The sequence below is a fragment of the Hyphobacterium sp. genome, assembly GCF_965229905.1.
Taxonomy (GTDB): domain Bacteria; phylum Pseudomonadota; class Alphaproteobacteria; order Caulobacterales; family Maricaulaceae; genus Hyphobacterium.
Genome location: NZ_OZ245930.1, coordinates 747,471 through 768,386, shown reverse-complemented (window position 1 = coordinate 768,386; position 20,916 = coordinate 747,471). Strand labels below are relative to the sequence as shown.

The window sequence follows — 20,916 nt, the reverse complement described above, 5'->3', positions numbered from 1 at the left end:
CCTCCCTGAGGTGTGCATGAGCGGTTGGCGCGCCCGCCTCGAACCCCGGATCCGGCCGCTGGTGCAGGCCTATTGGCGCTTGTCACGCGGCCTGACGCTGGGCGTGCGCGGCCTGGCGCTCGATGAGGCCGGCCGCATCGCGCTGGTGCGCCACACCTACATCGCTGGCTGGCATCTGCCGGGCGGCGGGGTTGAGCGCGGCGAGACGGTCTGGCAGGCGATTGCAAAGGAAATGCGCGAGGAAGCCGGCGTGGCGATCGCGGCGCGGCCCCACCTCTTCCACGTCTACACCAATGAGCGCAAATTCCGCGGCGATCACATCGCGCTCTTCATCGTCCGAGACTGGACGCAATGCGATCCCGAGCCCGGCCAGGAAATCGCCGAGACCGGCTGGTTCGCGCCCGATGCGCTGCCGGACGGGACCTCGCCCGCCACACGCGCGCGCATCGCCGAAGCGCTGCACGGCGCGCCCCCCGCCGACGACTGGTCGCGCTAGCCGCAAAAAGGAAGAGCCCCCCTTCCATGGCCGCAGAAGAGGGGCTCAGCATGCTCGGTCGTTCGGAACGACCGCGTCCGGAATTACCCGGTCCGCGACTCATCCGTCAGGTCCGAGACATCATAGAGCGACATCGCCGCTCCGCTGTACTCGTCCCAGGTCACGGAGCTGTCGCCATTGCGGTCGAACTCGCCGAAGCGTTCGGCGTAGAAGCCTTCATCGGCCTGCCAGTCGCCCCATTCCTGGCGCGAGATCATGGCATCGTCATTGGCGTCAATCGCGTGGAAAGCCTGCTCCAGGCGCGAATTGAACATTTCCTCCCAGGTGATCACCCGGGCTTCCGTCGTCGTGGTATAGCCGGCTTCCTGCACGCCCGGCTTCGGGCCCAGCTCGGTCCCGGCGTCCATGTCGACGCGGGTCTCATCGCCATAGTCCTCGGTGTGCAGGACATCGATGGCCTCTTCGGTGGTCGGGGCGACAGAGCCCTCGGCCAGATAGTCGGGGTCTTCACGGCCGACGCCGAGTTCACGGCGGATCGCGGTGTCGCTGTCCTGGGCCAGGGCGGCCGTACCGGACATCATCATGGCGCTCGCGGCGGTGAAAAGAAGGGTGCGTTTCATTGGGAGTGTCTCCCTTTTGGTTACGGTTCAAAAAGGCGCGGCATACCCGACAGTTTCGGGGGAGGCGGGCACACCGCGCGAGGCACATGCAAGACAACGAATGAGTTGGGATTGGGTTCCGAGAGGGGATCGATGTGCTTTTTCGATGTCCCTCGCCGCCATTCACGGGGAGGGAATGTCTTGGAGAACGAAAACCGCCTTCCTCCGGTTTAACCGGAGGATCTCGACCATAGAGCACCGAACAACGAGACCCTCCGGTCAAGCCCGAGGGAGACGAGTGAATAGAATGCAAGGCCCCGCCTTACACGCCATGCCGGCCCATCTGTCGCGCCGGGGTGTCAGCTCAAGGGTGAAACCGCAAAGCGGCGCGTCCGCGCCCTTGACCTGAAAACCCCGGCGCCGAAAAAATCCCGGCAAGGGATGAAAGGCGATTTGTGCGCGTTTTCTCCCCCCGTTCACGGGGGGAGTGCCGCGAAGCGGCGAGGGGGGGGGATTCCCCCCTCCACCCCTTCGGGGTCCCCCTCCCCCGCAGGCGGGGGAGGAAACCAATTTCGTCATCCCCCGACTTGTTCGGGGGATCTGGGGATCTCCGCGACAATTGAGATGCCCCGGACCAGCCGGGGCATGACGAGCTTAAGGGCCCGACCCACCTCATGCCCCACCCCATCCGTCAGGCCGGAGCGAGGTCTGGCGCTCCAGCCAGACACCGCCCAACCGCTGGCCGTGACACAGCGCAAACACAAATTTCTCCGCCTGCGACGCTCCGCGCCGGTCCGGCGTCCAGCCCGGGTCCTTGTCCAGTGCTTCCAGATGCATCATCCGGAACCGCTCGAACCGGCGCTTCAGCTCGGCATGCGCCTCTTCATTGGCCCTGGCCTCGGCGTCCGGGTCGGCGGAGGGGCTCGCACCATCCAGGCGCATCAGCACCGCTTCGGTGCGCAAGATCCGCTCGGCCAGGCGCGCGGCGGCCTCGGCAGCCCGGATCTGTCCCGCCTGACCGAGCCACGCCGCGCGCTGCTGCAGCGCCCGCGCCGCGTCGAGGGGGGAAAGGGAGTTATCTCCGGCCTCCAAAAGAACCGCGTTTCCCTCCGACTTGATCGGAGGGTCTCTGCGAGAGCGAGGTCCTCCGGTCGAGCCGGAGGATGACGAGTTTAAAATAGGCGCGCAGTCTGTTTTCTCCCCCCGTTTACGGGGGGAGTGTCCCGAAGGGACGAGGGGGGCAATTGCCCCCTCCACCACTTCGTGGTCCCCCTCCCCCGCAGGCGGGGGAGGAAAAACCTCCTCCTCAATCTCCGCGATCCGCCAGCCGCCCTGCGCCGCCCAGACATGGATCGTCGAGACGCTGCGCCCAACCGCGCGCGCAATCTCGGCCATCGACGCGCCCTCACGGCGCATCTGCTCGGCCCGGGTTTTCAACTCATCGAGGGCGGACATCCGGCCCGGAGTTTAACCGGGGTGGGGGAGGGGTGGATTAGTTGCGGTACGTCACCTGTGGAAAGAGCTGTAGGCAAACCTGTGGATAACTCTGCTGATTCGGCCTTCCCGAGGGGACAGAATCGTGAATTAACAGTAAATCTGACTATATATTGTATTGACGCGCGTCTCCCCGACTATATCGTGGGTGTGTTGACCGCGGTTCTCCCAAGGTTGATTTTTGTTGCTCGGCGCGGAATTGGAAAAGCCGCCAGCGAGAATTGGGCTCTCGCTAGCGGCTCAAGGATGCGCCAGCTAACCGGAGAACGGCTGAGCTGCATTGCGCATACGCACCGTGACCTTTCGCGGAAAAAGCAGAGCAGGTCAAGCCGTCCTCCTTCAAAATTGAAAGGAGGGTGAGCTAATGCCGCCTGATCAAAATTCTGCGCTAGACGACCTATTAATAGGCGTCGCAACATATCTCGAACCCAGCGATAATGACCGATCGGTGGCGGAAAATCGCTACCGGCTCTTAAAGGAAGTCTTGGAACGCGAAACTAGTCCGTTCCGGGATCTTCTGGATGGCCCCAACGCTCGTATTTATGCTCAAGGCTCGGTGGCGACGAGCACAGTGATAGTCAATGGAGCCGAAACCGATCGGTTTGATGTTGATGCCATTGTACAATGCAGCTTTCCGAGCGACTGGACTGAAGACCAGGTGTTGGACCTTCTCTACTCGACACTGGAGAATTTTCCGGGAGCGGTTGAGGTGGAGCGATGCACTCGATGCGTTCAGGTCCGATTTGCTTATATGCATCTGGATGTGACACCGCTGGACCGGAATGGGCCAATCCACATAGAACATGCTGGAGAAATTTACCATTCGCCCGACGATGGGATTTCCGGCCGGGTCCCCGCAAATCCATTTGGGTTTTCACTTTGGTATCGAAGCGTACTTGGCCAACCTTCTGCTTCGTTCGAAGAAGGTATCGCGGAGCGTCGAGTCCAGGGAATGGTGGACCGACTGCGGCAGGATGAAGCAGAGCGCAGTTTTCATATTTTAGCTGACGCGGAACAAGATGATCTGCCGAAATTTCTTCCCGCGCGGCTAGATGTACCACAGGCAATAGCACTGAAGCTTCTGAAGCGCTTTTTAAATCGGTACTACGCTGATCTGGAATTCAAGCGTCCACCGTCAATTTATCTGGCAAAGGTCTCTGGCGAGTCAGCGGTTAGCTCTGATAGCGTGCTGACGAATGTTATGGCCTTAACCTCGAACATTGAAAGTCGTCTGCTGACAGCGCTGAAGGCAGGTCGTCGCGTATTCGAAAGCAACCCGACGTATGAGCCTGATATAATCACCGACAGGTGGCCTAAAAGTGCCCGTGACATGGAGGTGCTAGCAAGCGCCTGCCGTCGCCTATCAGAAGAATTGTCAATTGCTGCGCATCTCGAGCTCAAAAAAATGGTTGATACGCTCGAGCGGCTGTTTGGTGAGCGGGTAGGCAAACATGTCCGCGACGAAATCAAGTCACGGTATGACAATCGTGCTGGAGATAAGTCGACGCGCGTTCAGCTGGGCACGGGGCTTGTGATGCCCGCCATAGGAATTCGCGGACCCGATCAGATCAACATTCCGAAGCATAATTTCCACGTCGGGATCAGGAAAAGAAAATGAGCCCACAGCGGAGCGTTCTAAGTCAGAAGGCTAGGATGCGGCGTTTTTGGCCGGGATTTGAATTGGTCTTATCCCGGCCAACGATGTTCTGCTGGGCAGGTGAACTCCGACCAAAAGGACAACTCTACAAGGTGGGTGTTGAGTGGCGACCTTCTAATCGGCCGGACGTGATTATGCTGTCGCCAAAAATGCGGCCAAGAGATGGTTTGGCATTCATCGACATCCCGCACATTAATTTGGACCCAGATAATCCTGATTTTTCCTCCATGTGCCTGTATGACCCTGATGGCGACGAGTGGAACGACAGTATGTTCATTGCGGACACTATCATTCCTTGGGCGGCCGAGTGGCTGATGTATTACGAGCATTGGCACCTTTTTGGCGAATGGATCGGCTCCGGCGTTGGGCCGGAAACAATTCGAGAAAGACTCAATATTGCGCCCGTGGCGAAGTAGATGAGGGGTCTGCTTTCCTCGATTGTCGAAAAAGCCAGCGGATTTCTTGCCGATTATTTTCGTGCCAGCTCAATCTTATCTCGTTGCGGACTAGCGATTTGCGTCGCAGCTTTATCCGCTTCAATCATCGAGCTGATTCTAAGCACAGTTATCGATTTCGACCTGCTTCCTTACTTGAGGGAGGTAGCCTTTTTGGTCGGCGTTCTCATGATTGCGATTGGCGTATTCTGGCGCAGGGCGGCCGAAATGCGAGACATCAAGATCGTGGTTGAAGTGAAGGGGCTGCGTATGGCGAGTTGGACCGACCTGCGGTCATATTTTCCAAGAAGCCAACAGTCACGCATTGCTGCGCTCACGATTGACTTAACAGATAAGATAAAAGACGGCGAAATTCTGAATCCCGCATTCATACAAAAGTCTGTTAGAGAATTTCGTTCGAATCTGGACAGTCGGAAACAGCAATATGACGAAAACGACATCGAGATCTATTTTGGTGGACTAGCGCCGGTGCCGGTATTATTTGCGCTAGGTATACAGCTTGACGACGATGGTAGAACAACGGTCTTGGATTGGGACCGGATAAACGAAAAGTGGGTAATTCCCAACGCCGTATACGACGGCCCAGATCTTTATTTCAGCGAGTTGCCGAACACACTTCCTGATGAAATATTAATTGCCTGTTCGATATCTTATGCCGTGGATAAAGCGGCGATCGAAGAGCAGTTTGCCGGCATGCAAACTCTTGAAATTGTCGCAAGTGAGTTTGGGCGTCACCCAGAATGTTCACTCGTGTTCCAACAGAAGATTTGCGAGGAATTTACAGCTTACTTGCGCCGCATCCATGCCACTGGTGTGAAACGCATACACATGGTTCTTGCCGCTCCCTCAAGCGTCTGCATCAACTTAGGTAGAGCCTACGACAAGCGGTTATTCCCACCTATTTGGATATACCAATACGAGAGGAACGCCGAAAAAGGCAGATACATTTGGCGTGCGAATATGCCGGTTGCTAAGACAGAGTTTTTCATCGAGGAAACCGCCTACTCCCCCTCCAGCCTCTGAATCTCATCCCTCATCCTGGCCGCCTCTTCATCCACCTTCAACGCTTTCGCGGCGACAGGCTCCACCGCGCAGCCTCTTTATCCGCCTTCGCGGCATCCGCCGCTTTGGCGGGATGAAACCGCTTATTCGCCTTCGAGCTCCTTGATCTGATCTCGGAGCTCTGCGGCGGTTTCAAACTCCAGATTCGCCGCGGCCTCCCGCATCTGCTTCTCCAGATCGGCAATGACCGCCTTGAGATTGTTCGGCTCGAAGGCCTTCTGATCCTCCGCCACACGCCCGTCGCGGCGATTCTTCCGATCCCGCGCCTTCGCGCTCCGCCCTTTCGCGGTCTTCTCCATTACGCCTTCGAGCACGTCGGAAATGCCGCGCGTGATCGTCTTCGGGGTGATGCCGTGCGCCTCATTGTGCGCGACCTGCTTCTCGCGCCGGCGGTCGGTCTCGTCCATCGCCCGCTGCATCGAGCCGGTGATGCGGTCGGCATAGAGGATAACCTTTGAGTCCGCATTGCGCGCCGCGCGGCCAATCGTCTGCACCAGGCTGGTTTCCGAGCGCAGAAAGCCTTCCTTGTCGGCATCCAGGATCGCGACCAGCCCGCATTCCGGGATATCCAGCCCCTCGCGCAGGAGGTTGATCCCGACCAGCACGTCGTAGACACCGAGGCGGAGGTCGCGGATCAGCTCGATCCGCTCTACCGTGTCGACATCGGAGTGCATGTAGCGGACCTTCAGGCCCTGCTCGTGCATGTATTCGGTGAGATCCTCGGCCATGCGCTTGGTCAGCGTGGTGATGAGGGTGCGATAGCCGTTTTCCGCGACGCGCCGCGCCTCGTCGATGACATCATCGACCTGGCTCGCCCCGTCTGTCGACACCGGCCGGACCTCCACAGGAGGGTCAATGAGGCCGGTCGGGCGGATCACCTGTTCGGTGAAGACGCCGCCCGTGCGCTCCAGCTCCCAGCCGCCCGGCGTCGCCGAGACGCAGATGGTCTGCGGGCGCATGAGGTCCCATTCCTCGAATTTCAGCGGGCGGTTATCGAGGCAGGAGGGCAGGCGGAAGCCATGGTCGGCCAGCGTCTTCTTGCGATTATAGTCGCCGCGATACATGGCGCCGAGTTGCGGAATGGTCTGGTGGCTTTCATCGACGAAGACCAGCGCGTCCTCGGGCAGGTATTCGAACAGGGTGGGCGGCGGCTCGCCCGGCTTGCGGCCGGTCAGATAGCGCGAATAATTCTCGATGCCGGCGCAGGAGCCGGTGGCTTCCAGCATTTCCAGATCGAACTCGGTGCGCTGGCCGAGGCGTTGCGCTTCCAGGAGCTTGCCATTCTCCTCCAGCCATTTGAGGCGCACTTTGAGCTCTTTCTTGATGGACGAGATCGCCTGGTGCAGCGTCGGGCGCGGCGTCACATAGTGTGAATTGGCATACATTTTTACGGAGTTGAGCTCGGCCTGCGGCTTGCCGGTCAGCGGGTCGAACTCGGTGATGCGCTCGATCTCGTCGCCGAAGAAATCCACGCGCCAGGCCCGGTCGTCATAATGCGCCGGGAAGATTTCGAGGACATCGCCCTTGAGCCGGAAGGTGCCCCTTTGAAAGGCCGCGTCATTGCGCGTGTATTGCAGCGCCACCAGGCGTTTGGCGATCTCCCGCGGGTCCATCGTCTCGCCGGTTTTGATCTCGAAGGTCATCGCCGTATAGGTCTCGACCGAACCGATGCCGTAAATGCAGGACACCGAGGCGACGATGATCACATCGTCGCGCTCGAGAATGGAGCGCGTCGCCGAGTGGCGCATCCGGTCGATCGCCTCATTGATGGAGGATTCCTTCTCGATATAGGTGTCGGTCCGCGGCACATAGGCCTCGGGCATGTAGTAGTCGTAGTAGGAGACGAAATACTCGACCGAATTGTGGGGAAAGAAGCTCTTGAATTCGCCGTACAACTGGGCCGCCAGCGTCTTGTTCGGGGCGAGGATCAGCGCCGGTCTTTGAACACTTTCAATGACTTTCGCCATTGTAAAGGTCTTGCCGGTACCGGTCGCGCCGAGGAGAACCTGGTCGCGCTCCTCCGAATTGAGACCGTGGACAAGCTCGTCAATCGCACCCGGCTGGTCTCCGGTCGGCGCAAATTCCGACTCGCAGCGGAAGCGGATTCCGCCTTCCGATTTCTGCGGCCGCTCCGGCCGGTGCGGCACCCAGGCGGCGGGCGTTCCCGCCACCGGTTCGGCCTTGAAAACCGCCTGGCCCATGTCCTGGACGGCGCTGTCATCTGCGGTGAGTCTTGCCATGCCCTAGCTATAGGGAGTGCGAACGGAAGTTTCCAGTTTGTTCCGCTTAATCCACGGCGTTTTCCGGCAGGCCGGCTCGGAGCGCCGCCTCACGGCTCTCCCACTGGTCGGGATAGATCAGCCCGTCCGTGTCGAAACCGAGACCTTGCAGGAAATCCAGCCGCGCCTGAAGGGTCGCCTCATCCATTTGCGGATCGCGCGCCAGGATCCACAAATAGCGGCCTTCGGGCTCCGAAACCACGGCCCAGGAATAATCCTCCGCCACGTCCAGAATCCAGTAATCCCCGAAGAAAGGTCCGAAAAAGCTCACTTCCAGCTTGGCATTGCCGGGATCGTCACCCAGCCGCGCCCGGCCATTGGCGACATCCAGCTCGCCGTCCAGCCCGTCCTTCCAGCAGCGGTTGATGACGCGGATCATCCCGTCCTCGCGCCGCTCGTAATAGGCCGACACGCCATGACAATTCCGCTCGAATCCATGATCCGCCCGCGCAATCTCGAACCAGGTACCGAGGTATTGATCGATATCGACATTTTCTGCCACCGGCGGGGCGTCGTCGCCGGCCAGCCGGTCACGCGGCGCGGCACATCCGGCCAGCGTCAAGGCGGCCGTCACAAGTCCGAACATCGCGCGCTTCATCATCATTCCTCCTGCCCTGCGGTTACCGCTGAAAAAGGGTTACTGTTGGTTAAGCCTAATCGGCGCAGTTTGTTCCCTGGTACCAGAAGCAATCTAGGGGCAGGTCCGCAGAAGAAAATGGCGGGCAGTTTTGATCGTATCCGTGTCCTCATCGTTGAGGACAACCCGCACATGTCGGCCATCCTGCGGACCATTCTGCAGGGCTTTGGCGTGCGCACGATTCACGAATGCCGCGATGCCGAAACCGCGCTCCAGAATCTGGGTTCGATCAATCCCGACATCCTGCTCGTGGATCTCTTCCTGGCGGAAATGGACGGGCTGGAGCTGGCCCGCCGCGTCCGCAGCGATGACAGCAGCGCCAACAAATACCTGCCCATTATCATGGTCACTGCGCATTCCGAGCGCGCCCGCGTGATCCAGGCCATCAATGCCGGCATCAATGAATACCTGGCCAAGCCGGTCCGCCCGATCGACCTGTTCGAACGCATTGTCTCGCTCGTCGAGCGCCCGCGCCGCTTCGTGAAGACGCCGGGGTATTTCGGACCGGACCGCCGCCGCCGGCAGGACAGCGCCTATAAGGGCCCCTGGCGGCGCTCGACCGATGAACAATATGATGATGACGAGGACGACCGCGAATTCGGCGCCGCCTAGCGGTTGATGGCGGCGGCCAGCGCGGCGAGTTCATCCTCGCGCGTCGACCAGCTCGCGACAAAGCGCGCCGATCCGTCCGGCCAGGCGTAAAATCCCGCCCCTGCGGATTTCAGCCGGCGTTCGAGCGCCGGATCGAGGCGTACAAAAACCTCATTGCCATCAACGGGATGGGCCAGTTTCGCGCCGCCCGACGCCGTCAGCAGCCTGGCAATTTCCGCCGCCGCCCCATTCGCCTGGCGCGCCAGATCCAGCCACAAATCGTGCTCTAGCCAGGCCAGCATTTGCGCCGCAATGAAGCGCGTTTTCGGTCCCATGTGACCCGCCCGTTTCTGCCGGGCCTGCAATTCGCCGAGCCGGTCTCTCGCCTCGCCGAACAGCACGATCGCCTCGGCTCCGATCGCGCCGTTTTTGGTCGCGCCAAGGCACAGCACGTCGCAGCCCGCCTGCCAGCTCAACGCCGCCGGCGTCTCGCCGAGCGAGACCAGCGCATTGGCGAATCGCGCACCGTCAAAATGCACGCCAAGCTGTTTCTCCCGCGCCGGGCCGGTCAGCGCCTGAAGCTCCGCGGTGCTGTACGCGCATCCCGACTCATTGAGGTTCGAAATCGACAGCGCCCGCGGTGGCGTCGTGTGCACGAAATCCTGCGGCCATTCAGCCAGGGCCGCCGCCAGTTTGTTTGGATCGATCTTCGCATGCTCGCCGGTCAGGGGCAGCAGCTTGCCGCCGCCGGTGAAGAACTCCGGCGCGCCACGCTCATCACGATGGATATGCGCTTCGTCATGACACAGGATCATGCCGTGCGGCGGACACAGAATCGACAGTGCCAGCGCATTCGACGCCGTTCCGCTGGTCGTCAAAACCAGCGCAATCTCGGTCGCGAATATGTCTTCAAGCCGTTCCTTTAGCCTGCCGGTCAGCGGATCGGCACCATAGCTCGGCGCGTAGCCCTCGTTGGCATCAGCCAGAGCGGCGAGCAGGGCGGGGTGAACCGGCGCGGTGGTATCGGACAGAAGATTCATGCCGCCACATTCCGCAACCGACCGCAGCCGTCAATCGCCGAAAGCGGGATCCCGCCGGCTGGCCGGCAGGGCATCGCGGATCGAATCCGAATTCGAAAAGGCACGGTTGCGCGTACCGCTGTCCAGCGTCGGCTGTCCGGAAAGCGCATGCGGTGCGATGCCGAACTCGGCCAGAAGTGCGGCGGTGTCGATTCCGATATAATCCGATGCCGCGGGTGCGGCCGCCGCCATCTGGCTGCTCGCGCGCGCGCCATGCGGACAGAGTCCAGTTCGCGCGAAGGTTTCGGGATCGCCCGGGCATTGAAGCCGCTGCAACACGGATCGGGTGCCGGGGCTTAGTGGGAACGCGTCGACGGATGTCGAGGTCGCATCGGCGTCCGCCGGGGCTGAGCGCGCCGAAACAGGCGGCAGGCTGGCCGGGGAAGGCGGACGTGTAACAGCCGGCGGATCTTCCGCGTCGGCGGCGGGCGGAGTATCGGCAACGTCCAGATCTGGTTCTCCGTCCGGAATAGGTTCTAGCAGGGGTGCGGGCTGAATGACGACCGGCTGCGCGATCAGTACGATATCGGTCACGCGACGAATCGGATGGAATTCCTCAGCAGGAAAACAGAACACCCCGAGTGCGACCAACCCATGGACCAAGAGGGTCAGCGTAACCGCAAGCCAGCGGCGATGGCGGACATCTGTCCGCGTCAAGGTGAACGCTCGAAGCTGCAAATGCCTGCCCCGCTACGATACTCCACCCCGCCACAATCGCAGATAACCGATAACGGGCGCTCATGCGAGCCCCTCACGGCAAACCGGTTCTTAATTCGGGTTCATGTTACGGCGCGCAGCGGCAAAATTCGGTGCCGGGCACGGCCCGGCTCGTGTCTAGCGGTCGATCTATTCTGCACTCGCATGCGCGACCGTGTTGGTCGGCGCTAACATCTGCGTTCCGTCCGGGTTGTCGGCGAGATTCAGGCGGGACGGCGCGTGCTGATAATTCAGATAGAGAGTGCTGACGAAAACCCCGGCCGCCAGCAACAGGCCGGCCATCGCGACCGGATTGTTTTCTTTCGGCTTTGCCATAGACCCTCTCCCCTGGCTGGCGTCCAGATTTTTCATGAAGTGAAAAGCGGGCCCGCGAAGGACGAAAACATGTCGAGGTAACGGCAAATATGGCGGAACTGGGACAAGCCGCTTGGCCTCCAGACTCACCTTGGCTAGGTTCGCCGCTGTCTTCGAAACCGGGAGAATTCATGCCATTCACGCAATCCGACGCCCTCGCACGGGTACAGCCATCTGCGACTCTCGCGGTGACGCAGAAAGCCCGCGAGCTTCGCGACAAGGGCGTCGATGTGATCTCTCTGGGCGCAGGAGAGCCGGATTTCGATACGCCGGACCATATCAAGCAGGCTGCGATCGAGGCCATCAGGGCGGGCAAGACAAAGTACACGCCCGTGGACGGTATTCCCGAGCTTAAAGACGCGATTGCCCACAAGTTCAAACGCGAGAACCAACTCGACTATAGCGCCGAACAAATCTCGGTGGCACCAGGTGGAAAACCGATTATCTACAATGCGCTCGTTGCGACGTTGAATCCCGGCGACGAAGTCGTGTTTCCTGCACCGTATTGGGTTTCCTATCCGGAAATGGTCAGGCTGTGCGGCGGCGAGCCCCGACCAATTCCGGCAAGCATCGGGACGGGCTTCAAGATCACAGCCGAGCAGCTTGAAAAGGCTATAACGCCGCGCACGAAATGGCTGATCTTCAACTCGCCGTCAAACCCCACGGGCGCTGGCTATACGCGTGACGAAATCCAAGCTTTGACCGCCGTGCTTATGCGGCACCCGCACGTCATGATCATGACCGACGACATGTACGAACACATTGTCTATGGCGACTTCACTTTCTCGACCGTTGCGCAGGTCAATCCGGACCTCTACGGCCGCACGCTGACGACGAATGGCGTTTCAAAGGCTTTTTCGATGACCGGCTGGCGGATCGGTTATGCCGGCGGTCCCAAGGCGTTGATCGCATCGATGCGAAAGGTCATGTCGCAAACGACGTCCAATGCGTGTTCGATCAGCCAGTGGGCGGCCGTCGCCGCGCTCAACGGTCCACTCGATTTTCTTGGGGAGCGGAATGCGGCTTTCCTGCGGCGCCGCGACAAGATGCTGGAGGACATTGCGGCGTGCCAAGGCCTGTCGGCGCCGACCCCGGAAGGCGCATTCTACATTTTTGCGGACTGCGCGGCGTGGATTGGCAGGGCCACGGCCAAAGGTGCCAAGCTTGAGAATGATGTCGACGTTTGCAACGCGTTGCTCGAGGAAGAGGCAGTCGCGGCAGTGCCCGGTGCGGCCTTTGGCGGCTCGCCGGGTTTCCGGATTTCCTATGCGACGGACGACGTAGCGCTCATCGAGGCGGGAAAGAGACTGCGTCGAATGGCGGACGGCTTGTCATAGCTATTTGCTATGACATAGAAGTATATTATTTATTTGATTTATATACCGGTGGCTGCCATCAGCGGTGGCAGCACAAAGCCCCAAGGAGTTCAGACATGACCCAATCGACGGGAATGGATAAAGCCAAGCGCGAGACGATGGCGGAGGCGGTGACCCGCGTCCTTGCCGACACCTACGCGCTTTATTTCAAAACGCACGCCTACCATTGGAATGTGACCGGCCCGCGCTTCCACGATCTGCACACGCTGTTCGAAACACAATACAATGAAATGTGGACCGCGACCGACGAGATCGCGGAAAGGGTCCGCGCGCTCGGCGTCAAAGCGCCGTCGTCCTACGCTGCGATGGACAAGTTTGCGGAAATACGTTCCGAAGCGGAAAAGTCGGATGCCAATGACATGATCGCCGATCTGCTCGCTGGGCATGAACAGGTAGCGGCGACCATTCGCGCCGCGCTGGAAAGCGCTGCAGGGCATGGCGATGATGCGACGGCGGACGTGCTGACGCCGCGATTGACGGCACACGAAAAAATGGCGTGGATGCTGCGGTCGACGCTCGGCTGATCGCTCTGCGGAAATCGAGCTAAAAAAGAGCCCCGGCCGATTGGCCGGGGCTTTTCACATGTGTGAAGATAGAAGCGCCGGGCCCTAGGGGAGGAGAAGGAACCCGGCGCAGTGTGCATACAGTGTCGGGGAGGAGACAGTATGCAAACTCAGAAGGGGGAACGGGCAGCTATCGCTGCGTTCGGTACGCTATATGGTCGAGTTGTCCCTGAGCGACCAGAGGCGATCGGGAATATCGGCTATGCAGATTCGCAAGGATGAAATGGCCAGGTGTTCCTCGGCTTAGGCTGACCAGCTCTTTGCTTCCGAAATCAGGAAATCACGGAAGACGATTATTCGGTTCGAGCCTCTCAACTCTTCCGGATAGACGAAATAGACCTCAAACACTGGACCCTCGATATCGGGCAGGATCCTGACCAGCTTGTCGTTCTCGCGCGCGACATAATCGGGAAGACTGGCAATGCCGAGACCGGCCTCGGCAGCCTTCATCACCGCATTGATCGTATTGGCTTCGATCACGGCCTCGCGCGGCGCAGCACCCTTCGGCCTGCCCAGGCGGGTCACCCAGTCGAGATTGGGGATAGGCGCCATCGAGGGCGGGCCGTATTGCACGATGGCGTGATCGTCGAGATCTTCGGGCGTCTGCGGTGTGCCGCGTTTCTGCAAATAGGCCCGGCTGGCATAGAGGTGCTGCGGCACCTTCATCAACTTGCGCTGGATCAGATCATTTTGCGTCGAAGGCCAGGGACGGATCGCGCATTCTGCCTGCAGATTGGCGATGTCGATCTCATGATCATCGAGGAGCAGGCGGATCCGGATGTCGGGATAGGCAGCATTGAATGCCGCCAGTCGCGGCGCCAGCCAGATGGCGCCCAGCGCGGTGGGAGCTGTGACCCGCAAATCGCCGGACGGCTTGTCGCGGGAATCCGCAACCATCGCTTCGGCCAAGGCAACTTTCGCGGCGATGTCATGGGCGGCGCGATGCAGAAGCTTGCCCGGCTCGGTCAGCAGGAGACCGCGTGCATGACGATGGAACAGCTTGATACCCAGCTGGTCTTCCAGCGCGGTGATCTGCCGGCTCAGTGCAGATTGCGAGAGACCCAGCGTGTCGGCCGCTGCGGTCAGAGACCCCGCCTCGGCAGCGGCGTGAAACGATTTGAGCTTGTCCCAGTCCATCACCCTACGATCACCGGTTAACGGCAGACATTCCGGCTTCGTTATAGCGCGCGCCCTGGACGCGATCAGCCAAAGCATCAAGCCGGGCAATTTGATCGTCCGTGAGGTCGACGTCCGCCGAACCGAGATTGGTCTTCAAATTCTTCAGCCTCGTCGTACCCGGAATGGCGACGATGTTGTCACCCCGGCCCAGCACCCAGGCGAGTGCCACCTGACCCGGGGTGGCGCGGTGGTGATCCGCTACGGAACCGACTTCTTCCACGAGCGCAAGATTGGCTTCATAGGCGCCATCGGCAAAGCGTGGCTGCATCGCCGCCTGGCGATACTCGCCGTCACCGCCCGGCTTGTTGTCGCGGCTCATGGCGCCCGTCAGAAGGCCGCGGCCTAGCGGCGAGTATGCGACCAGCGTTGCACCGATCTCGTCCAGCGCCGGCAGGACACCGTCCTCAATGTCGCGCGAAAAGATCGAATACTCGCTTTGCACAGCGGCAATCGGATGTGTGGCATGGGCGCGGCGGATGGTGCCCGCTGAGGCTTCGGACAGGCCGAGGGCCCGGACCTTTCCCTCGCGGACCAGCTCGCCCATCGCGCCCACTGTCTCCTCGATAGGGACGTTCGGATCGACGCGATGCAGATAATAAAGATCGATCACATCGGTTTTCAGGTAAGCGAGCGAATTTTCGACCGCGCGCCGCATGTTTTCCGGCGTCCCGTCAACGGTCGTGCCGGTTGGCTTGCCGGCATCGTCGAAAATGAACTTCGGACCGAATTTTGTGGCGATCCTCACCTTGTCGCGGCGGTCCGCAAAAGCGTCGCCGAGCAATTTCTCGTTGGCGCCCAAGCCGTACATTTCGGCAGTATCGAAGTGATTGACGCCGAGCTCGATAGCGGCATGCAAGAGCTTTATGGCTTCAGCCTGCTCGGTTGGAGGTCCGTAGAAAGCCGACAAACCCATGCAGCCAAGGCCGATCGGGTTGACGCTGAAATCGTGGATTTGTCGATGGTCCATTATGCTCCTCCCGGAATTCCGTAACACTAGACATGCGGCCGCCTGTTCATACAAGCGCGGCGCAACAAAAAAGGCGGCCCCTCAGGGCCGCCTTAGCTCGCCGACAGTATGCAGCTTAATTGGACACGTTTTCTTCCTCGGTTTGTTCCTCGTCTTCATCGAGATCGATGACAATGTTGCGGTCGGGAAGGTCGCGAATATAGACATCGCCGAGTGTGCCGTTCTGGAACTGGCGGATCCGGCGATCGATCACATATTCAAGGAGGATCCGCGCGTTATCGGGGAGCCCGCCACAGAACATGGAATCGCGTGTCCGGCCGTCGCGTCCGGTGGTCAGGGTCTGGCTGATAGAGCCACCGCAGCGATTCGATCCATTGGTCATGTCGGCAATGCCCCATTCATCGCTGGTCGCGCGAACCGGAATGTCACTGTTCAACAGCTCCATCACATCCTCACCGGCATAGCGGCGCAGATGGCCACGGAGATCGGTCGGCCAGTTGGGGAAGAAATCGTCCGCCGCCCGCTCAAAATGGCGTGAGACCGTGAGCCGGCTCGGCGAATTGTCAACGCCGCGCAGGGAATTGACGAACTCCCGGCCATTGGCTTCGAGCTGCTGCCAGACCCGATCGGGGTCATAGGCTTCTCGCATGACGCGCGGACTACCGATGGTTCCATTAAAAAAGCCGTACATCACGCGCGGATCGTCCCAGTACCGGTAGACAATATTGTACTGGATGTCGTTCAGGCTAAGCGAGTTGCCCAGGATCGTGACCGCCGGAGCTTCGTGCAATTGCAAATCGCTGCCTGCCGCCCGCACGCGGCGCAAGTCGCCTTGCGGATAGACCTGACCGACCTGTTCGATCACCGCAACGGTGTAGAGGTTCAGCCAATAGGCCAGTTGTTCATCGGGGTGCAGCCGCGTCAGATTCACGCGCGCCGGCAATTCTTCCAGCTCGCGACGGTATTCGGTGATCGCATCGAGATGAAAATCCTCGACCAGATGATAGATCACCCGGTTCGCCTCATACCGGAACCGGCTGTTGTTCGCCGTGCTGACCCGCGTGCCGGTGGCGATCGTGTTGCCGCGCGGCGAGCGGCGGTCGGAATGACCCACATTGAGAACGATCTCCGACAGCATCATCGTCCACGTCGAATAATCGATCGTCGTTGAGCTATAGCCGCCGCCTTCCGGAGCCGGCATGCCAAAACTGGATGGCTCGGCATCCTGGGCGTGTGCACTGAATGACAGGCTGAAGGCCGCGAGGGCAACCAGTGCCCGGCTGAAACTCGACATGTTTGTCCCCTTGATTCCGGTGGCGGCACTTTTGGCCGCCGGAATTAAATCTGCCGTTGCAGTCGAATTAATTCAAAGAAAGGCTAAGGCCAGCCTATTCTCGCTCGGCAAGGAATCGCTCCGCCTCGAGCGCCGCCATACATCCCATGCCAGCGGCGGTCACGGCCTGGCGGAAAACGTCGTCGGTGACATCGCCAGCCGCAAAAACGCCGGGGATCGAGGTCGCGGTCGAATCGGGCGCGGTCATGAGGTAGCCGCCTGACTTTGTTTCGAGCTGCCCACTAAATAATTCAGTCGCGGGCGCATGGCCGATCGCGATAAACACGCCGTCGGCTTTGTGCTCGCTGATCTCGCCGGACTTCACATTCCTGAGGCGGACGCCGGTCACGCCGGGCGGATTGTCTTCGCCGGTGATTTCTTCCAGCACGCTGTCCCAGATCACATCGATCTTTGGGTGTTTGAATAACCGCTCCTGCATCACTTTTTCGGCGCGCAAGGCATCGCGGCGGTGCACCAATGTGACCTGCTTCGCGAAATTTGTGAGGAATAGCGCCTCTTCGACGGCTGTATTGCCGCCGCCGATCACGAACACCTCTTTGTCTCGGTAGAAAAATCCGTCGCACGTTGCGCAGGCGGACACACCAAAACCCTGGTATTTCTGCTCGGATTCGAGGCCCAGCCATTTGGCGCTCGCGCCTGTGGCGATGATCACGCTGTCCGCCGTATAGGTCGTGCCGCTGTCGCCTTTCAGCGTAAAGGGCTTCTGCGACAGATCGGCCTCAACGATAATGTCCTCGACAATTTCGGTGCCGACATGTTCAGCCTGCGCCTTCATCTGCTCCATGAGCCAGGGCCCCTGGATAACATCCGCGAAGCCCGGATAATTCTCGACGTCGGTCGTGATCGTCAGCTGTCCACCGGGCTGCAGCCCGGCGATGAGCATTGGCTTTAGCATGGCGCGCGCGGCATAGATGGCGGCGGTATATCCGGCTGCCCCCGATCCGATGATGACGACTTTGCTGTGACGGGAATCGGCCATGCTGTTCTGCTGCTCCAAGATTGCTGGATGACCCGATATAGGCAGGTGCGCAGAACGCGCAATGTGGAGGGGCATCAAGTCGGGAAGAATCGATCTTTCATCAGACTCGCAATGCGGCCCGTTTCGTCAAGCGGCGGATAGCTCCATTGATCGAAACGGCCGAGAAACGGACGCAACGCCCCGTGAGACTCCAGCGCCGCATGCAAATGTCGGAACTTTCCGGGATTTCCTGTCAGCGGCAGGTTGAAAACCGGTGCTCCGGTAAAGGCAGCCTCGGTCAGCATGTTCGTTGATTCTTCTGTGACAAAGATGCGGTCGGCGGCGGCCAGGAAGGCGAAATAGGGATTGTCGCCTTCACCATCATACAGCCAGCAGACGCTATCCGCGGCCAGTTCGCGAAGCGCGGACATCATGGGTGCCGGCGTGCGCCGCGAGGTGGTGATCATTACGCCCTCGCCACGCTGCAACAGCAGCCGGCACCGGTCTAATGTCGCGGCGACGACGGCCGCATCCATCCGCAGTTTTTTGTTCGGGCCGCCAATCAACACAGCGTTTCGCGGCGACGGCAGGGCCTCGATCCGCTCCGCGAAGGCCTGCCGCGCCTCGGCAAGCTTGGCGGCGTTCAACCGGTTGGGCGAGCCGATCATTTCGACCGTATGGCGCCGCCGCAATCCGTCGTGTTGCGGGGCGACGATCAGATCGAAGAGATCGTAATGGCCGCGCGGATCCTGGACGTAGACGAAACGGGCTTTGCGATAGGCTTTCCGATGCTGGCGGGCGATCCGGATCGCCGGGCGACCGCAGCCAATCCACACCGAAGGATTTTCAGCGTCCGGCAGCGTGACATAGCCATCATCACGCACGAGCGCGCGATGACAAACGCCTCCGGCACGCACGGCCAGAGCCTCGGCCAGGCCCAATGCCTGGTTCTCGACGCCGCGGCGGTTGTCCGCCACAGCCCAGATTTCCGGTGTGAAGTCCATGCGCTAGGTCTGGCCGATAGGACCTGGCGGAGCAAGACCGTTGACATCGTGATGTTACACTCGTAGCGTCGTTACAAATGTAGCATTATTGTGACGGCACCCATGACGAATTCTCCATCTCAATCCGAACTCGCCGTGCTGAAACACCTCTGGTCCGCCGGTGCGCAGAGCGCGCGGGAAGTCCAGAACGCACTTTCGCCGTCAACCGGCTGGTCGTACTCCACGACCCGTACGCTTTTGCTGCGGATGACCGAAAAGGGGTTGGTCGACCGCGGCGACGCGCACGGTCTGGCGGTGTTTTCTGCACGAGTTGCCAAGGTCGCCCTCATGGGGCGGCTGATACGGGATTTTGCGGTCGGCACGCTCGATCTGGATGGCCCGATCCAGGCTTCCGCCTTTGCCTCCAGCAAGCTCTTCACCGAGGAAGAAGCCGAGGAGCTAGGCCGCGTGCTGGAAGCACAGGATCAGAAGGATGGCGAATCATGACCGGCTTTCTGAATGCCGTTCTCCTGGGGTCCGGTCTTTCATTGGCCGCAGGCGGGTTGATCTGGGCCATCCTGAGCCGCTTTCGGATGCAGCCGCGCGACGTCGCGTCTTGGCGGATTGCGCGATGGGCGAGTCTCGTACCGATTCTTCTATCGCCCATGATTTATCTGCTGCCCGAGCGGTCACTGCCGGCGGCGGCGTCATCGGCGGCCAGCCATCCAGTGCTATCGGGTGCGTATATCGAACCGATTCCAACTGTGGATCCGGCTGTGACCGCGATAAGCCTCGATGCGAATGTCTGGCTAATCCTGTATTTCGCCGGATTGACTGTTGCATTGCTGGCGGCTGTGCGCCGGCATGTGTGGCGACAGCGCCTCGTCAGCAGCAGCCGGATGCCGGAGCCGGCGGAGCGCCGCCTATTGGCTACATTCGGATCGGTTGAGACGCCGCCGATCCGGATATCAAAACAGATTGCGAGCCCGGTCCTATCCGGTTGGAACGGATTGGTGCTGTTGCCGGAAAGCCTGCTCGATCAGCCCGGATCATTGCGCTTTGCGCTCCTCCACGAGCAGATCCATTTTCAACGCGGCGATGAACGCGATCGCTTGCTGGGAACGGCGCTGAAAACCTTGTGCTGGTTTCATCTCCCGCTGCGATGGATTGAGCGCGAGTTGAACGCTGCCCGCGAACTCGCCTGCGATGCCGCGGTCCTGAACCGTCTGGGGAACCGCCAGCGCAAAGCCTATGCGGAAACACTAATCGATTCGATGCGCCGTGGATTGCCCGCCGCGTCGGCCTTTGGACCGAGAGACAGGAGACACAGATCTATGCGCATCCATGCCATTTTTGCAGACACCGGCGAATCCCGGTTCCGTGCGATCTGCTTCGCCTCGGCCAGTGCCGCAATCCTTTGCCCCTTTACCGTGGCTCAGGCCGCCTGGACGGATCGCCATGCGCCGCTGCCGCGTGTCGAACAAGTCGAGCCGGTCGCGCCAACGCATCCGTCGGCCCAGCCCGCACCTGAACTTGCGCAGCTGCCAGACGAGCTGCCCTTCGGTGAACCGGTGCCGGCGCCGCTGCCGCGCACGCCTGAAAACCTGCCTTTCGGCGAAGCCGAACGTCCGCCGCTGCCACCGGCGCCGGAGATTGCCGAACCGGCTGAGGTGAGCTTCGGTCCACCAGACGCACCGGCACCTTTCGTTCGTGAACCCGTCGTTGGCGGCCGCCTGACAAGCCAGTATGGCCCGCGCCCGTCGCGGCCAGCGGATTCGCCGCGTTTCCATGGAGGAACGGACATTGCCGCCGCTCCCGGCACGCCAATTCTCGCGCCCGCCGGCGGCCGCGTCGTGCACGCTGCGTACGGATTTGACGACAATGAAGCGTGGGGCAATACGGTCGCGATCGACCATGGCGAAGGCTGGCAGACCGTCTATGCGCACATGCAGGATTTCGACGTTGCCGTGGGAGATACCGTCACCGCCGGAGCGCGCATCGGACGGGTCGGGTCTTCCGGCCGGTCGACCGGACCGCATGTTCACGTGGAAGTCCGGCACAACGGCGAGCGCCTTGATCCGGAAGCCCATCTGCCCGGCCTTCGGTAGCCCTCAAA

At 60.6% G+C, this 20,916-nt stretch carries 21 protein-coding genes; 9 read left to right on the top strand and 12 right to left on the bottom strand.

Features of this window, described 5'->3' with window-relative positions:
- The first annotated feature begins 16 nt into the window (after nt 1–16).
- Nucleotides 17–496, top strand: a complete 480-nt coding sequence (locus ACO08C_RS03830) for an NUDIX domain-containing protein (RefSeq protein ID WP_421787687.1) — start codon at nt 17–19, stop codon at nt 494–496.
- 83 nt (nt 497–579) lie between these two features.
- Here ACO08C_RS03830 and ACO08C_RS03825 read toward each other — a convergent pair whose 3' ends face one another.
- Both ACO08C_RS03825 and ACO08C_RS03820 read right to left on the bottom strand, forming a co-directional pair.
- Nucleotides 580–1,116, bottom strand: a complete 537-nt coding sequence (locus ACO08C_RS03825; RefSeq protein ID WP_421787686.1) for a hypothetical protein — start codon at nt 1,114–1,116, stop codon at nt 580–582.
- 651 nt (nt 1,117–1,767) lie between these two features.
- A complete protein-coding gene (locus ACO08C_RS03820) occupies nt 1,768–2,187 on the bottom strand; it encodes a hypothetical protein (RefSeq protein ID WP_421788751.1) in 420 nt (139 codons plus the stop codon).
- A gap of 766 nt (nt 2,188–2,953) precedes the next feature.
- Between ACO08C_RS03820 and ACO08C_RS03815 the strand changes: the two genes are divergently transcribed.
- From ACO08C_RS03815 to ACO08C_RS03805, 3 genes are read left to right on the top strand one after another with little or no spacing between them, the layout of a single operon-like run.
- Nucleotides 2,954–4,207: a nucleotidyltransferase domain-containing protein gene (locus ACO08C_RS03815; RefSeq protein WP_421787685.1), complete on the top strand. Its 1,254-nt coding sequence runs from the start codon at nt 2,954–2,956 to the stop codon at nt 4,205–4,207.
- A gap of 35 nt (nt 4,208–4,242) precedes the next feature.
- Nucleotides 4,243–4,662, top strand: a complete 420-nt coding sequence (locus tag ACO08C_RS03810; protein WP_421787684.1) for a hypothetical protein — start codon at nt 4,243–4,245, stop codon at nt 4,660–4,662.
- A complete protein-coding gene (locus ACO08C_RS03805; protein WP_421787683.1) occupies nt 4,663–5,724 on the top strand; it encodes an SAVED domain-containing protein in 1,062 nt (353 codons plus the stop codon).
- A 122-nt stretch (nt 5,725–5,846) separates the two neighbouring features.
- Here the strand turns inward: ACO08C_RS03805 and uvrB are convergent, their stop codons facing one another.
- Complete coding sequence (uvrB, locus tag ACO08C_RS03800; RefSeq protein WP_421788645.1) at nt 5,847–7,964, bottom strand: excinuclease ABC subunit UvrB; 2,118 nt, start codon at nt 7,962–7,964, stop codon at nt 5,847–5,849.
- Nucleotides 7,965–8,049: 85 nt separating this feature from the next.
- Entirely contained in the window at nt 8,050–8,646 is a 597-nt protein-coding gene (locus ACO08C_RS03795) for a lipocalin family protein (protein WP_421787682.1), read from the bottom strand.
- A gap of 111 nt (nt 8,647–8,757) precedes the next feature.
- Here ACO08C_RS03795 and ACO08C_RS03790 point away from each other — a divergent pair, with 111 nt between their 5' ends.
- Complete coding sequence (locus tag ACO08C_RS03790) at nt 8,758–9,291, top strand: response regulator (protein WP_421787681.1); 534 nt, start codon at nt 8,758–8,760, stop codon at nt 9,289–9,291.
- On the opposite strand, the gene ACO08C_RS03785 is transcribed toward ACO08C_RS03790, so the two are convergent.
- From ACO08C_RS03785 to ACO08C_RS03775, 3 genes are all read right to left on the bottom strand, one after another.
- A complete protein-coding gene (locus tag ACO08C_RS03785) occupies nt 9,288–10,310 on the bottom strand; it encodes a threonine aldolase family protein (RefSeq protein WP_421787680.1) in 1,023 nt (340 codons plus the stop codon). The genes ACO08C_RS03790 and ACO08C_RS03785 overlap by 4 nt on opposite strands.
- A 30-nt stretch (nt 10,311–10,340) precedes the next feature.
- Nucleotides 10,341–10,883: a hypothetical protein gene (locus tag ACO08C_RS03780; protein ID WP_421787679.1), complete on the bottom strand. Its 543-nt coding sequence runs from the start codon at nt 10,881–10,883 to the stop codon at nt 10,341–10,343.
- Nucleotides 10,884–11,195: 312 nt separating this feature from the next.
- A complete protein-coding gene (locus ACO08C_RS03775) occupies nt 11,196–11,381 on the bottom strand; it encodes a hypothetical protein (protein WP_421787678.1) in 186 nt (61 codons plus the stop codon).
- 170 nt (nt 11,382–11,551) lie between these two features.
- Here ACO08C_RS03775 and ACO08C_RS03770 point away from each other — a divergent pair, with 170 nt between their 5' ends.
- Nucleotides 11,552–12,757 carry a pyridoxal phosphate-dependent aminotransferase gene (locus ACO08C_RS03770; protein WP_421787677.1) on the top strand — a complete coding sequence of 402 codons (1,206 nt, stop codon included), beginning with the start codon at nt 11,552–11,554 and terminating at the stop codon, nt 12,755–12,757.
- 95 nt (nt 12,758–12,852) lie between these two features.
- On the top strand, nt 12,853–13,320 hold the full coding sequence (locus ACO08C_RS03765) for a Dps family protein (protein ID WP_421787676.1): 468 nt from the start codon (nt 12,853–12,855) through the stop codon (nt 13,318–13,320).
- Nucleotides 13,321–13,602: 282 nt separating this feature from the next.
- On the opposite strand, the gene ACO08C_RS03760 is transcribed toward ACO08C_RS03765, so the two are convergent.
- From ACO08C_RS03760 to ACO08C_RS03740, 5 genes are all read right to left on the bottom strand, one after another.
- Nucleotides 13,603–14,496, bottom strand: a complete 894-nt coding sequence (locus tag ACO08C_RS03760) for a LysR family transcriptional regulator (protein WP_421787675.1) — start codon at nt 14,494–14,496, stop codon at nt 13,603–13,605.
- A gap of 10 nt (nt 14,497–14,506) precedes the next feature.
- A complete protein-coding gene (locus ACO08C_RS03755) occupies nt 14,507–15,505 on the bottom strand; it encodes an aldo/keto reductase (protein WP_421787674.1) in 999 nt (332 codons plus the stop codon).
- A gap of 115 nt (nt 15,506–15,620) precedes the next feature.
- Nucleotides 15,621–16,799 carry a DUF547 domain-containing protein gene (locus ACO08C_RS03750; RefSeq protein ID WP_421787673.1) on the bottom strand — a complete coding sequence of 393 codons (1,179 nt, stop codon included), beginning with the start codon at nt 16,797–16,799 and terminating at the stop codon, nt 15,621–15,623.
- 94 nt (nt 16,800–16,893) lie between these two features.
- The gene (gene trxB, locus ACO08C_RS03745; RefSeq protein ID WP_421787672.1) at nt 16,894–17,838 is read right to left on the bottom strand and encodes a thioredoxin-disulfide reductase; all 945 of its coding nucleotides are present in this window, start codon (nt 17,836–17,838) and stop codon (nt 16,894–16,896) included.
- A gap of 74 nt (nt 17,839–17,912) precedes the next feature.
- Nucleotides 17,913–18,821 carry a mitochondrial fission ELM1 family protein gene (locus ACO08C_RS03740; protein WP_421787671.1) on the bottom strand — a complete coding sequence of 303 codons (909 nt, stop codon included), beginning with the start codon at nt 18,819–18,821 and terminating at the stop codon, nt 17,913–17,915.
- A gap of 102 nt (nt 18,822–18,923) precedes the next feature.
- Between ACO08C_RS03740 and ACO08C_RS03735 the strand changes: the two genes are divergently transcribed.
- Both ACO08C_RS03735 and ACO08C_RS03730 read left to right on the top strand, forming a co-directional pair.
- On the top strand, nt 18,924–19,307 hold the full coding sequence (locus ACO08C_RS03735) for a BlaI/MecI/CopY family transcriptional regulator (protein WP_421787670.1): 384 nt from the start codon (nt 18,924–18,926) through the stop codon (nt 19,305–19,307).
- Nucleotides 19,304–20,908: a M23/M56 family metallopeptidase gene (locus ACO08C_RS03730; protein WP_421787669.1), complete on the top strand. Its 1,605-nt coding sequence runs from the start codon at nt 19,304–19,306 to the stop codon at nt 20,906–20,908. The genes ACO08C_RS03735 and ACO08C_RS03730 overlap by 4 nt, the downstream gene beginning before the upstream one ends.
- Nucleotides 20,909–20,916: the final 8 nt, after the last annotated feature.

What these genes read in the sequence shown, in the direction of transcription:
- ACO08C_RS03830 (WP_421787687.1), top strand. Translation starts at nt 17, where the DNA reads ATGAGCGGTTGGCGCGCCCGCCTCGAACCCCGGATCCGGCCGCTGGTG.
- ACO08C_RS03825 (WP_421787686.1), bottom strand. Translation starts at nt 1,116, where the DNA reads ATGAAACGCACCCTTCTTTTCACCGCCGCGAGCGCCATGATGATGTCC.
- ACO08C_RS03815 (WP_421787685.1), top strand. Translation starts at nt 2,954, where the DNA reads ATGCCGCCTGATCAAAATTCTGCGCTAGACGACCTATTAATAGGCGTC.
- ACO08C_RS03810 (WP_421787684.1), top strand. Translation starts at nt 4,243, where the DNA reads ATGCGGCGTTTTTGGCCGGGATTTGAATTGGTCTTATCCCGGCCAACG.
- ACO08C_RS03805 (WP_421787683.1), top strand. Translation starts at nt 4,663, where the DNA reads ATGAGGGGTCTGCTTTCCTCGATTGTCGAAAAAGCCAGCGGATTTCTT.
- uvrB (WP_421788645.1), bottom strand. Translation starts at nt 7,964, where the DNA reads ATGGGCCAGGCGGTTTTCAAGGCCGAACCGGTGGCGGGAACGCCCGCC.
- ACO08C_RS03795 (WP_421787682.1), bottom strand. Translation starts at nt 8,646, where the DNA reads ATGATGATGAAGCGCGCGATGTTCGGACTTGTGACGGCCGCCTTGACG.
- ACO08C_RS03790 (WP_421787681.1), top strand. Translation starts at nt 8,758, where the DNA reads ATGGCGGGCAGTTTTGATCGTATCCGTGTCCTCATCGTTGAGGACAAC.
- ACO08C_RS03785 (WP_421787680.1), bottom strand. Translation starts at nt 10,310, where the DNA reads ATGAATCTTCTGTCCGATACCACCGCGCCGGTTCACCCCGCCCTGCTC.
- ACO08C_RS03775 (WP_421787678.1), bottom strand. Translation starts at nt 11,381, where the DNA reads ATGGCAAAGCCGAAAGAAAACAATCCGGTCGCGATGGCCGGCCTGTTG.
- ACO08C_RS03770 (WP_421787677.1), top strand. Translation starts at nt 11,552, where the DNA reads ATGCCATTCACGCAATCCGACGCCCTCGCACGGGTACAGCCATCTGCG.
- ACO08C_RS03765 (WP_421787676.1), top strand. Translation starts at nt 12,853, where the DNA reads ATGACCCAATCGACGGGAATGGATAAAGCCAAGCGCGAGACGATGGCG.
- ACO08C_RS03760 (WP_421787675.1), bottom strand. Translation starts at nt 14,496, where the DNA reads ATGGACTGGGACAAGCTCAAATCGTTTCACGCCGCTGCCGAGGCGGGG.
- ACO08C_RS03755 (WP_421787674.1), bottom strand. Translation starts at nt 15,505, where the DNA reads ATGGACCATCGACAAATCCACGATTTCAGCGTCAACCCGATCGGCCTT.
- ACO08C_RS03750 (WP_421787673.1), bottom strand. Translation starts at nt 16,799, where the DNA reads ATGTCGAGTTTCAGCCGGGCACTGGTTGCCCTCGCGGCCTTCAGCCTG.
- trxB (WP_421787672.1), bottom strand. Translation starts at nt 17,838, where the DNA reads ATGGCCGATTCCCGTCACAGCAAAGTCGTCATCATCGGATCGGGGGCA.
- ACO08C_RS03740 (WP_421787671.1), bottom strand. Translation starts at nt 18,821, where the DNA reads ATGGACTTCACACCGGAAATCTGGGCTGTGGCGGACAACCGCCGCGGC.
- ACO08C_RS03735 (WP_421787670.1), top strand. Translation starts at nt 18,924, where the DNA reads ATGACGAATTCTCCATCTCAATCCGAACTCGCCGTGCTGAAACACCTC.
- ACO08C_RS03730 (WP_421787669.1), top strand. Translation starts at nt 19,304, where the DNA reads ATGACCGGCTTTCTGAATGCCGTTCTCCTGGGGTCCGGTCTTTCATTG.